Source organism: Runella sp. MFBS21 (assembly GCF_029433105.1).
Classification (GTDB): domain Bacteria; phylum Bacteroidota; class Bacteroidia; order Cytophagales; family Spirosomataceae; genus Runella.
The window spans coordinates 819,094-830,745 of record NZ_JARNTW010000001.1 but is presented as its reverse complement, the minus strand read 5'-3'; the positions used below and the strand labels follow the sequence as shown (position 1 = coordinate 830,745).

Genomic DNA, 11,652 nt, shown 5'->3' with positions numbered 1-11,652 from the left:
TCAAATTCCATGAAATATTTTACAGTATCCGTTTTGATAGTGACTTTGCTGATTTCTTGCGGCAAAAAAGAAGAACAAAAAACGGCCCAAGCACCACCGGCGATTGCGGTATCTTTGGAAGAAGCTACCTCTACCGATGCTCTCTATCATGACGAATACCCTGCAACTATCACTCCCCTGAATCAGGTGGAGCTTCGACCACAAGTAACGGGCTTCATTACGGGTATTCACTTCAAAGACGGGGCTCATGTAAGCAAAGGACAATTGCTGTATTCGGTGGATGCGCAGCTGTATTCGGCCAATTATGAGCAAGCAATTGCCAACCTTAAAGTACAAGAGGCCAATTTGCAAAAAGCCCAAAAAGATGCGGATCGCTATCATGAACTCGATAAAAACGACGCCGTAGCGAAGCAACTTGTAGATAATGCAGACGCGGCCCTCGAAGTTGCAAAAAAACAAGTAGAAGCCTCCAAAGCCAACGTATCGGCGGTACAAACCAATGTGAGATATACCAAAGTATATGCACCTTTTAGCGGAATCATCGGAATATCGCTCGTGAAAGTAGGAGCAGCCGTATCGGCAGGGCAAACCGTGTTGAATACCATTTCGTCGGACAATGAGCTGGCGGTAGACTTCAATGTAGACCAAAAAGAGATTTATCGCTTTACTAATTTGCTCAAATCCAACAAGCCTGCCGACTCCACCTTTACCTTGGCTTTTGGAGCAGATGTGTACCCTTATCCAGGCAAAATCCAACTCATCGACCGCGCCGTGGATACCCAAACAGGGTCGATCAAAACGCGCTTGATTTTTCCGAATCGTGACAATCTCTTACGGGCTGGTATGACCGGAACCGTCAGAGTTTTGAATCGCTCCGCAAAAGCAGTAGTGATTCCTTATAAGGCTGTGACGGAGCAATTGGGCGAGTTTTTTGTCTATGTAGCGGGTGATAGCAGCAAAGTAAGTCAGCGACGAATAGCGCTAGGAAAAGCCTTGGGCAACAAAGTAATCGTCAAAGAAGGATTAAAAGAGGGCGAGAAGATTGCCGTAGAAGGGGTACAGAATCTCCGTGAAGGAGCAGTAATTAAAACAAATTAACCACGGAAATTCCTCAAAGATGATTGCAGATATTTTTATAAAAAGACCAATCACCGCGATTGTTTCGTCGATTGTGATTGTGTTGGTTGGGCTTATTGCTTTATCCACGCTTCCTGTAGCCCAGTATCCCGATGTAACACCTCCTACGGTGACCATTTCGGGAAACTTCATAGGGGCCGATGCCCAAACCGTAGAGCAAACCACCACTACGGCTATCGAAACCCAAGTCAATGGCGTACCCGGCATGAGCTATATGTCGAGCAACAGTACGAGCAGTGGCCAAAGTGGTATCAACGTAGTGTTTGAAGTAGGAACCGACGTCAATATCGCCGCTTTGGATGTTCAAAACCGAGTCAGTGTGGCAGAGCCGTCCTTGCCGGATGCGGTCAAAAGATTAGGACTTACTGTTCGGAAAAGACAACCCAGTATCATGATGGTTTTGGCGTTGTATTCTCCCAATGGTACCCACGATGCTCAGTTTATTGGAAACTATGCCAATATTTATCTCAAAGATGCTCTTCAGCGGGTCAAAGGCGTAGGAGATATTATTTCGCGAGCCGATGATTTTGGGATGCGTATTTGGCTCAATCCCGAAAAACTTGCCAGCCTACGCATGACTCCTGCCGACGTATCGGCGGCATTGTCCGAACAAAACCTCCAGATTGCCGCAGGTACGGTGGGTGGAAACCCTCAGCCCAATACCCAGAGTTTTGAGTATAGCGTACTGACCAATAGTCGATTAAATACCAAAGAAGAGTTTGAGGATATTATAGTACGATCTTCGCCAGCCCAAGGTAGTATCGTGTATCTACGCGACGTAGCTCGGGTCGAACTAGGAAAGTTTGATTATGGCTCCAATGCTTTTGTGGGAGGCAAGCCTGCGGCTTTTGTGTTGATTTATCAAGCTCCCGGAGCCAATGCCCTCGAAACATACGATGGCGTAATGAAAACTTTAGAGGAAATGAGAAAAACCTTCCCTAAAGACATCGATTTTGTGTTACCCACCGAAACCGCCACGGTGGTACGGGTCTCAATCAACGAAGTGTTGCAAACATTTGCCGAAGCCATGATTTTGGTGGTTATCGTAGTGTTTTTGTTTTTGCAAAACTGGCGCGCTACTTTGATTCCTATTTTGGCGATTCCTGTCTCGCTAATTGGTACGTTTATTTTCTTTATTCCTTTTGGATTTACTATCAATACCCTCACTCTCTTTGCGTTTGTATTGGCGATTGGGATTGTAGTGGATGATGCCATTGTGGTTGTGGAGGCCGTTCAGCACAATATCGACCACGAAAAACTCTCGCCCAAAGAAGCCACCACCAAAGCCATGAAAGAGATTTCGGGGCCGGTGATTGCGATTGCTTTGATTTTGGCGGCGGTGTTTGTACCAGTGAGTTTTGTGCCAGGTATCGTAGGGCGTTTGTATCAGCAATTTGCGATCACCATTGCGGTATCAGTTTTGCTATCGGCTTTTGTGGCGCTTTCGCTTACACCTGCACTTTGTGCGACCATGCTCAGACCTTCTAAAGGTGCCAATGAGAAGAAAAACTTCCTAGAAAAATTCTTTGATAGCTTCAACCATTGGTTCGAAAAACTCTCGCATTCTTATACCCGTGGCGTAGCTAAGTGGATTAAAGCCACCCCTTACGTAATGGTGATGATGGTCTGCTTGTTTGTGGGATTGTTTTTCTTATTCAAAAACAAACCTACAGGCTTTGTACCAGTAGAAGACGAAGGGCGTCTTTTTGTTACGTACGAAATGCAAGAAGCGACTTCTACTACTCGCAACATCGCTATGCTAAAAGAAATTATGAAACGCGTGGAGGCGATTCCCGAAGTGCGGGTAGCAGGAGGGCTTGCTGGTTTAAACGTCCTTAGTTTTTCTAACAAATCAAACGTGGGGACTTTGTTTATCAACCTCCACCCTTGGTCTAAGCGAAAGGGTGCCGAGCACCATGTTCAGAGCGTGATTAAAGAAATACAAAAACGAACTGCCGACATCAAAGAAGCGCGTGTATTGGCGATTGCACCACCGGCTATTCCGGGGCTTGGGGCTACTTCTGGTTTTACGTTTCAGTTACAACAAACCACCAGTACCGACAATATCCAGCAATTTGAGAAAGTAGCGCGTAATTTCTTGGCTGAGCTTACAAAACGACCCGAAATCGGTACCGCTTTTACCTTTTTCAATACCCGTACGCCTAGTTATAAAATAGACGTTGACCGCGAAAAAACTAAAAAATTGGGGGTACAAGTATCAGATGTATTCAGTTCGCTGTCGGCCATGTTGGGTAGTAACTATGTCAATGATTTCAACCTTTATGGTCGAAACTTCCGGGTAGTAGTACAAGCTGATAGCAGTTTTCGGTCGTCTTTGGATAAAATTGAGAAATTTTACGTGCGTAATCGCGAAGGAAACATGATTCCGTTGAGTGCACTTATTACTACCAAAGTCATCGAAAATCCAGCTTTGATTTCTCATTATAATATCTACCGCTCCGTCGAAATCAACGGGACCCCTAAGCCAGGTTTCAGTAGCGGGCAGGCGATTACGGCACTTAGAGAAGTAGCTAATGCGACTTTGCCAGCAGGCTACGGCTATGAGTTTTCGGGCATGAGTAGCGAAGAAATCAAGGCGGGTGATAGTACTCTCATGATTTTTGCTATTTCGATTGTGTTTGTATTCTTGTTTTTGGCGGCTTTGTACGAAAGTTGGTCTATTCCCTTCTCGGTTCTTTTTGCAGTGCCGATTGGTGCTTTTGGTTCTATTTTGACCCTTACGTTTTTACCTAATCTTTCCAACAACATCTACGCCCAAATCGGGCTTATTACGTTGATTGGACTTGCTGCTAAAAACGCCATTTTGATTGTGGAATTTGCCAAAGAGCGGGTCGATGCAGGTATGGAGCTTGTCAAGGCCACGCTCGAAGCGGTACAGCTTCGTTTACGGCCTATTATCATGACCTCGTTGGCATTTATTCTGGGCGTATTGCCGTTGGCTTTTGCCAGTGGTGCCGCCGCAGAGTCTCGCAAGACCATCGGTTGGACAGTATTTGGAGGAATGCTAGCCGCTACTTCTTTGGCTATTTTTGTGGTTCCGGTTCTTTTTGTGTTGATTGAAAAAATCAGCATGGGCAAGAAAAAACGCCAACAAAACGAGCTAAATTCTCAAAACAACACATCGCTTTCTTCTCACTAAGATTTTATTTTTCTAATAAAAATGCCCCGAGAGTCAGTCGCATTCTCGGGGCATTTTTTATTTTAGGTAATTGTGTAAAGTCCCTAGTTTCGGTCTTATTCCTTATATCCCCTCAGCCTAAAGGCGTGGGGGTTATAAGAGTTTAACTCCACGTAGCGACGCTTGGATAGATTCTAATATCCAATTTGATTTTGACCAATATTTATGCAACATTTTCATCTTCAACGACTCTCATTGCTTATTGAATAGAACACCTATCGCATCGTGGAAGACAAAGAGCTGGTTTATAGAGTTTTAAAAGGCGACAAAAACGCGTTTACGACCGTCATCAAAAAGACGGAAGGACTTGTGGCTCAGATTGTCTTTAAACTGGTTGATAGCCCTGAAGAACGAAAAGACATGGCTCAAGAAATCTATTTAAAGGTGTATAAATCTTTGCCTGAATTTAGGTTTCAATCCAAACTCAGCACTTGGATTGGTCAGATTGCGTACAACACTTGCTACCATTATTTAAAACAAAAGAGACCTACGCAGTCTCTTTCTGTACACCAAGGGAATAATTATGAGGATGATTTGCCGCATAGAAATATCGACAAGCTCCTCAATGACTCCACCAACAAAACAGAAACCCTTATTTTTAAAAAAGAACTTTCTCAGTTGGTTCAAGTCGCGCTGTCAAAGCTCTCCCCCATTTATCAAACACTCATAACTTTGTATCATTACGAGGAGCTAAGTTATGAGGAGATGGCAGAAATCACGCAACTGCCCATCGGTACGGTAAAAAACTATTTGTTTAGAGCAAGAAAAGCCCTGAAAGATAACTTATTGACACATTACACCAAGGACGACCTATGAAAGCACCCCATCTTTCGGACGAAGAAATTCAGACGTATGCCTTGCGTTTGGACACGGTATCGGAAGAAATCCATACCCACATTCAGGAATGTGAACTGTGCAGACAAAAGGCACAGGCCTATCAGCTCCTATTTACAACCCTTGAAAAGCCCGTCGCACCTGTGTTTGATTTTGATTTGGCAGCAGAGGTCATTCAGCAACTTCCTCCCACTGAGACAATCACCTCCGACTCACGCTTTACCTCTTACAGCGTTGGTGGAGGAGTGTTGGTGGGGATTGGGATGCTTTTTTTCTATTTTTTCAACTACCCTATTTACTTATTTGAAGGACTTTCGAGCATTACTTTGAGCATTTTGTTGACCGCTACAGTCGGTATTTCGCTGTTTTTGGGGTACGACCTCTACGCCAAATACCAAAAACAACTAAAAGTGCTAAATCTTTCTTGAGCATTGCAACATTTCAAAGCTTAAGTGCTCTTATCAGTCAAAACACATTTACTATTACAATCATGAAAAAACTTATTTTAATTTTAACAATCGTGGGCTTTGCCTCCACAGCCCACGCCCAAGACAGTCTTATGAGTCAGCACACTTTTAATATTTGTGCCTCGATTCTGGTGTTGGGCTTGGTGATGTTCTTTATCCTCACCATTATGAAAAGGTTGTTGGAATACCGCATCAAAAACCGTATTGTTGAGAAAGGAATTCCTGAAAGCATTGCGATGTCGGTTCTCGAAAATTCGCCCAAAGAAGACCGCAACGCAAACCTCAAATGGGCATTGATTTTGGCAGGTCTTGGAGTCGCCTTATTTTTTATCCATCACACCCAGCCATTAGGTATTCATTCATTATCTATTTTAGCGTTCTGCCTTTCTGCCAGCTTCTTGAGCTATTTTTTCATCAGCAAATCTTCCCACAAATAGTCATTTTCCCCTCCCTTTAGTAAAGTCATGAAAACGTATCATTCCTCCAATGGAGGCAGGGACTCTATTGTCTCAGCAATTCACCTTTCTTTAGCGAAAGTAACCCTCGGATTTCTATTGCTATTTATTGTCAAAACTGGGGTTTCCCAATCCACCACCTCCCAAAAACTCGAACAATTGATAACCGCTTACCACGAAGTAGGCTTGTTTAATGGTTCGGTTTTGGTAGCTCAAAAAGGCCAAATACTTTTAAATAAATCGTATGGATACCGCAATTTTGATACCCAAACCCTAGCCACCGAAAACACCAAATACTTGGCTTATTCCATCACAAAATCCGTTACGGCGACAATCATCCTAAAGCTTATCGAAGATCATAAACTTTCGCTTCAAGACAAGCTTTCTACATTTTACCCTTCATTACCTTTTGCCGACAGTATCACCATCGAGCATCTGCTAACGCACACATCGGGCTTATATGCGTACAACAACGACTACAGTATGCCCGTCGAAAGCGAACAGACGATGATTAATTTTTTGAAGCAATCGAAGCTTGATTTTAAACCTGCAACCTCTTGGAGGTACTGTAACACAGGCTATTATTTGTTGGGATTTATCATTCAGAAAGTAACAGGGATGCCCTATGAAAAAGTGGTCAAAAACTATATTTTCACCCCGTTGAATATGTCAGAAAGCGGTTTTGATTACAAAAAACTAACAGATTCTCTAAAAAGCAAAGGTTATAAATCTACGTTCAAAACCTACGTCAAAGAAGCACCCCTTTACGACAATGAGGAGCTTTTTTCGGCAGGAGGAATGTACACAACACTTAGCGATTTATACAGATTTCACCAAGGAATGCAGTCTTATAAAATCATAAGCCAAAGCACCACCGAGAAAGCATACACCCCCTACAAAAACAACTACGGACATGGCTGGTTCATCGAAACTATGGCGGGTCGTAAGTTAGTTAGCCACAGCGGCGGAGCTTCGGGATTTCGGAGTTATTTGATTCGTGACCCTGAAAGCGACCTTTGCATTGTTTTGTTGTGCAATAGCGAAGAGGTCGATATAGTAGCTATCAAGAAGAAAATACTGGCCATTTTGTTCAACGAACCTTATTGGCTCCCCAAACAAATAAACCTGTCAGAGAAGCAACTAGCGAATTTGGAGGGTGCTTTTCAATATGGTTCAGAAATGACTTTTTATGTTCAGACTGACAATGGTAGACTGCTCATTATGCCTTCGCGTCAACCGTCGGCAATTTTACTTCCACAAACCGATAGCACGTTTTATATTGACAAAATTGACGGGAAAGCTGAATTTAAGAAAAACAAACTAGGCGAAATTGACACCTTAGTTTTGGAACAGAAAGGCAAAAAATACACCCTGCCCAAAGCAAGTTTTCAGTGGGGAATAGTGGGAAGCGCCACCCCCAATGGCTGGGCAGGCGCGGATATAGTGCTAAAAGCAGATGCCCAACAAAAAGGAAGGTGGATAGTACACAACATTTTATTGAAAGACGGAGAAATTAAATTCAGAGTCAATAACGACTGGACTCTCAGCTATGGAGGAACTGACGACCAACATAAGTTAGAAAAAGGAGGACAAAATATTCGAGTGGTGGCGGGTTGTTATAACGTTATACTAGATTTAATCGATGTCGATAAGCCCACTTATCGCATCGAAACCCGTTGAGGAGTTAGTTAAAATAGGCGCAAGACCATATCCCTAATTCCAAAAAAATATCCTCAAAAACAGGCTTCTTTGCGGTTTTTTGCACTACTAAATAACATTTAATTGAAAAAACCGTTAAATTCTCGGAGATTAAATGATTAATTTGGCAAAATGTTTGCGGTAGCGTTTGGTATCATGACGAGAAGACTATTTCTAACCTTGCTTTTAGGACTTTCTTGCTGGCTTGTAAGAGCTCAAGACCCTCAGTTTTCGCAGTTTTATGCGAATCCTCTTTATCTCAATCCAGCCTTTGCGGGAGGAGATTTGGCTCCCCGTATTATGATGAATTATCGTAATCAATGGCCTGGACTTGCTGCCAACTATGTCACTACTTCCTTTGGGGTTGATCATTATTTTTCAAACGTCAATAGTGGTGTGGGACTTTTGTTTGTCAATGACACCCAAGGTACGGGAAGCCTAAGAACCTCCGAAATCTCCGCCCAGTACGCTTATCAACTCAAACTCAGCGAAACCACAGCTCTTCGCTTAGGTTTGCAAGGGACTTATGCCAATCGCCGCGCCGACTTACGCGAGCTTACTTTTGGCGATCAATACAGCAATCGCGGCTTTACAGGCAACCCCACCGCCGACCCCATTGCAGCCAATGGCACCCCTTCGATAGGCTACATGAGTTTTGCGTCGGGTCTTCTGCTTTATTCTGACAAATACTGGGTAGGTGTAGCAGCCCACCACATCAATCGTCCCCAACAAGGATTTTTTCAAGTAGCTGACGGTACTCGTTTGCCTCTCAAAGGAAGTATCCATGCAGGGCTTAGGATTCCGTTTGCTGGTTTTACGGGGCTAGGCGATGAATGGGACCGTGAAAAAACGATTTCACCCGCTATTTTGTATAAGTTTCAGGGAAAGTACGACCAGCTTGATTTAGGGGTTTATATTACTTATTCTCCCATTGTGTTGGGATTGTGGTACCGCGGTCTACCTATCAAAAAATACGTTGATAATATTTCCAATCGCGAATCGCTCATTGCCCTGGTAGGATATCGCCAAGACCGATTCTCGTTTGGCTATAGCTATGACATCACCATTTCGTCGCTAGGGCTACCAAGTGGTGGCTCTCATGAGATTTCGCTAGCCTACACTTTTGATTTTGAACCTTCGCCACGGCATCGTGTACGTCGTAAAGACAAACAACTTTCTTGTCCTAAATTCTAGGACTACAAAAATACTTGATTTGTCACCACATCTTTAAGGCGTTGGTCGTGGGTTACGACTATCAAGCTAGCACCGATTTGTTCGGATTGATTCTTCAATAGTTCGATCACTTTTTGGCAGTTGATGTCGTCTAAGCTGGAAGTAGGCTCATCCGCCAAAATCACCGAGGGATTGTTCATCAAAGCCCGCGCAATACTCACACGCTGCTGCTCTCCTTGACTAAGTTGATGTGTTTTTTTGGAAAGATGCTCCGCAAAGCCTAGCTGCTCAGCCAACTCTTTGACCTTGCTTTTATCTTGAGGTTTTTGGGCTAAATAATTGGGCAATAAAACATTGTCCATCACACTCAACGAACTCACAAAATGGGCACGTTGGTAAATAATTCCAATTTGGCTGGCTCGTATTGCCGCCACTTCTGAAGCCGAGAGAGGGGTGATATCTTTTTCATTGATCCAAACCTGCCCCTTTTCAGGACGCAACAAAAGCGCCATTAGATGCAAAAATGTGGTTTTACCCCTTCCCGATTGCCCCAAAATAAGCAAGGCTTCACGGTCTTCACAGCGAATATCAGGAAATGAAAATGTTTTCTGTGGTGAATAAGAGAAAGTCAGTTGATGGCACGCAATCATGGGGTAGGATTTCTATTTCTACATTTTTTATACAAAGAAACTTAGAAACAGATAAACTCCCAACCCCTGACTTCAATTTTAGGATATATTAAAACTTACCAAGTCTGTATCAATCCTATATCGTAGGAAATAATATAGGTAAACCTAGCAAGGTTTTTAGTGACCAAAACGACGTTTTACAATCTCCAGCAGCTCCCCTACAGTATCGCCTGTCATATCCCACAGGTATTGAGAGGCAAACTTATAGCTAATCAAACTCCGAGCAGTTGCAAAATCAGGGGCTTGCTCTAGCTCCGCAATAGCACTTTCGTAAGCGCTATTGCTTCCACTAAATAGCTGATGAATAAACATAAACTTTTGGTGTAACGGAATATTCTGTGAAATACTCGCAATCGGTTGTTTTTGGTAAGAATCAGACACCGTTGATTGCTCAGTACGTAGACGATCGTTCAGAGATTCTTTGAGTCCATTGCCTGCTGAGTCATTGATTGTCTGGCGAGACGCAGTAGGTAGCGTAACAGGGGATTTGAATGACTCTACTGACTTAGGTACTTCTATTGGTTTTGGCACCACTGTTTCCTCTATTTTCACAGGCTGTACCACTGGTGTTTCTTCTGCCAAAGTATCAAAGAAAGATTTGGCAGCTGGTGTCTCTATCACTGGTGCAGGAGGCTCAGGTCGAGCCGCTTTTTTCAAAAGAGAAGCTACGTCCAAAGGTACCTTTTCCGAAAAGGCTCCCACCCATTGTTCTATCGAATCAAGCTCAGAAGCTCGCTGTGCTATTACCTGCTCCGACCACTCTATTGCCTGATTAACGTAGATAAATGCCCTATCTGAAAGGGAATCGGCCAAAGCTTGAGGCACTATTTTATTGAATCTCACATACTTTCGCAACTGCTGAATAGTTTCGGCAGTGACCGTAAAATTGGTCTGGTTTCTGAAGATTTCATTAAAGTAGCTATTGGGGTCGATAAGGAGCACCAAAGTGTCTTTGGTCGCCTCTCCCAAAATAGGCTCCAGATATTCACGTTTGACGGAGATGTTTCGCGAAACCACATTCATAAACTGTTTGAGAGCCTCCCTTACTTCCGCATTTTCAAAATCAAAAAATGGGCTCTTAAATGCCTCCGCATCGGCCTTCCACTTATCATATAAACTACTGATGACAAACAAGTTTATCTGTGGAATTGCCGTCAAATTCAGAATATGTTGACCTGACGCACTTGAGTTGTGGAGAAAAAAATCGTCGCACACTTTGCGCGCAAAACGCTGACTATAGTCATTTAGCACCGAAACATTAAACTTGTGAAGCATCCTAAAAATTGTTTGTTTTGTAAAAGTAGTTTGCAGGATTCAGTTATCTATGATTCATTATTCGAAAAATTTTTAGACTCTATTTCACAGTTCGCCCTCTCTCCATTTTTGTTGTTTTATTAACATGTTTATCGAGCCCAATCATAACTCCCAAAATACACACCCGCGCATTGGTTGGGTAGAAGTAGTCTGCGGTTCAATGTTCTCTGGAAAAACCGAAGAACTGATCCGTCGTCTCAACCGCGCCAAAATCGCCCGTCAGAAAGTAGAAATCTTTAAGCCTGCCATTGATAAACGTTACCATGAGGAGGACATTGTTTCTCACAACGAAAATTCAATTCGCTCTACGCCTATTCACACCTCCGACGAAATTTTACTTTTTGCGGGTGACTGCGACGTGGTAGGTATTGACGAAGCTCAATTTTTAGACCAAGGTCTTGTAGAGGTCTGCAACAAACTTGCTAACAATGGCAAACGAGTCATTGTAGCGGGTTTGGATATGGATTTTGCAGGCAAACCTTTCGGCCCTATTCCTTTACTTATGTCTATTGCCGAGTACGTCACCAAAGTTCACGCCGTGTGTGTCGTATGTGGAGAAGTGGCGCAATATTCGTACCGAAAAGTAACATCTCAAGATAAAATTCTTTTGGGCGAAACAGATTCTTACGAAGCTCGCTGCCGAAGATGCTACAATTTGGGAGATTTGGCTTGATTGTTGTGGGCAG

Annotated in this window: 10 protein-coding genes; 8 read left to right on the top strand and 2 right to left on the bottom strand. The window is 43.3% G+C overall.

Translation table 11 applies throughout. From position 1 onward, the window contains the following. Positions 1–9: 9 nt before the first annotated feature. The 7 genes from P1X15_RS03240 to P1X15_RS03210 all read left to right on the top strand — a co-directional run bounded on the left by P1X15_RS03240 (position 10) and on the right by P1X15_RS03210 (position 8,984). Positions 10–1,098 (top strand): efflux RND transporter periplasmic adaptor subunit, encoded by a 1,089-nt coding sequence (locus tag P1X15_RS03240; protein WP_277336694.1) that lies wholly within the window; start codon positions 10–12, stop codon positions 1,096–1,098. 19 nt (positions 1,099–1,117) lie between these two features. Next, positions 1,118–4,297, top strand: coding sequence for an efflux RND transporter permease subunit (locus P1X15_RS03235; protein WP_277336693.1), 3,180 nt, complete (start codon positions 1,118–1,120; stop codon positions 4,295–4,297). Between the two features lie 264 nt (positions 4,298–4,561). Continuing rightward, on the top strand, positions 4,562–5,152 hold the full coding sequence (locus P1X15_RS03230) for an RNA polymerase sigma factor (RefSeq protein ID WP_277336692.1): 591 nt from the start codon (positions 4,562–4,564) through the stop codon (positions 5,150–5,152). Further along, positions 5,149–5,598, top strand: a complete 450-nt coding sequence (locus P1X15_RS03225) for a hypothetical protein (protein WP_277336691.1) — start codon at positions 5,149–5,151, stop codon at positions 5,596–5,598. Before P1X15_RS03230 ends, P1X15_RS03225 begins: the two co-directional genes overlap by 4 nt. 62 nt (positions 5,599–5,660) lie before the next feature. Beyond that, entirely contained in the window at positions 5,661–6,074 is a 414-nt protein-coding gene (locus tag P1X15_RS03220; protein ID WP_277336690.1) for a DUF6249 domain-containing protein, read from the top strand. A gap of 27 nt (positions 6,075–6,101) precedes the next feature. Next, positions 6,102–7,772 (top strand): serine hydrolase, encoded by a 1,671-nt coding sequence (locus P1X15_RS03215; protein WP_277336689.1) that lies wholly within the window; start codon positions 6,102–6,104, stop codon positions 7,770–7,772. 174 nt (positions 7,773–7,946) lie between these two features. Next, entirely contained in the window at positions 7,947–8,984 is a 1,038-nt protein-coding gene (locus P1X15_RS03210) for a type IX secretion system membrane protein PorP/SprF (RefSeq protein ID WP_277336688.1), read from the top strand. Positions 8,985–8,986: 2 nt separating this feature from the next. Here the strand turns inward: P1X15_RS03210 and P1X15_RS03205 are convergent, their stop codons facing one another. Beyond that, on the bottom strand, positions 8,987–9,613 hold the full coding sequence (locus tag P1X15_RS03205; RefSeq protein ID WP_277336687.1) for an ABC transporter ATP-binding protein: 627 nt from the start codon (positions 9,611–9,613) through the stop codon (positions 8,987–8,989). 156 nt (positions 9,614–9,769) lie between these two features. After that, positions 9,770–10,927, bottom strand: coding sequence for a hypothetical protein (locus P1X15_RS03200; protein WP_277336686.1), 1,158 nt, complete (start codon positions 10,925–10,927; stop codon positions 9,770–9,772). Between the two features lie 124 nt (positions 10,928–11,051). Between P1X15_RS03200 and P1X15_RS03195 the strand changes: the two genes are divergently transcribed. Then, positions 11,052–11,639, top strand: coding sequence for a thymidine kinase (locus P1X15_RS03195; RefSeq protein ID WP_277336685.1), 588 nt, complete (start codon positions 11,052–11,054; stop codon positions 11,637–11,639). Positions 11,640–11,652 lie beyond the last annotated feature (13 nt).

Bases quoted from the DNA above. Each gene is read 5' to 3' on its own strand.
- P1X15_RS03220 (WP_277336690.1), top strand. From the start codon at position 5,661: ATGAAAAAACTTATTTTAATTTTAACAATCGTGGGCTTTGCCTCCACA.
- P1X15_RS03205 (WP_277336687.1), bottom strand. From the start codon at position 9,613: ATGATTGCGTGCCATCAACTGACTTTCTCTTATTCACCACAGAAAACA.
- P1X15_RS03235 (WP_277336693.1), top strand. From the start codon at position 1,118: ATGATTGCAGATATTTTTATAAAAAGACCAATCACCGCGATTGTTTCG.
- P1X15_RS03225 (WP_277336691.1), top strand. From the start codon at position 5,149: ATGAAAGCACCCCATCTTTCGGACGAAGAAATTCAGACGTATGCCTTG.
- P1X15_RS03210 (WP_277336688.1), top strand. From the start codon at position 7,947: ATGACGAGAAGACTATTTCTAACCTTGCTTTTAGGACTTTCTTGCTGG.
- P1X15_RS03200 (WP_277336686.1), bottom strand. From the start codon at position 10,927: ATGCTTCACAAGTTTAATGTTTCGGTGCTAAATGACTATAGTCAGCGT.
- P1X15_RS03215 (WP_277336689.1), top strand. From the start codon at position 6,102: ATGAAAACGTATCATTCCTCCAATGGAGGCAGGGACTCTATTGTCTCA.
- P1X15_RS03195 (WP_277336685.1), top strand. From the start codon at position 11,052: ATGTTTATCGAGCCCAATCATAACTCCCAAAATACACACCCGCGCATT.
- P1X15_RS03240 (WP_277336694.1), top strand. From the start codon at position 10: ATGAAATATTTTACAGTATCCGTTTTGATAGTGACTTTGCTGATTTCT.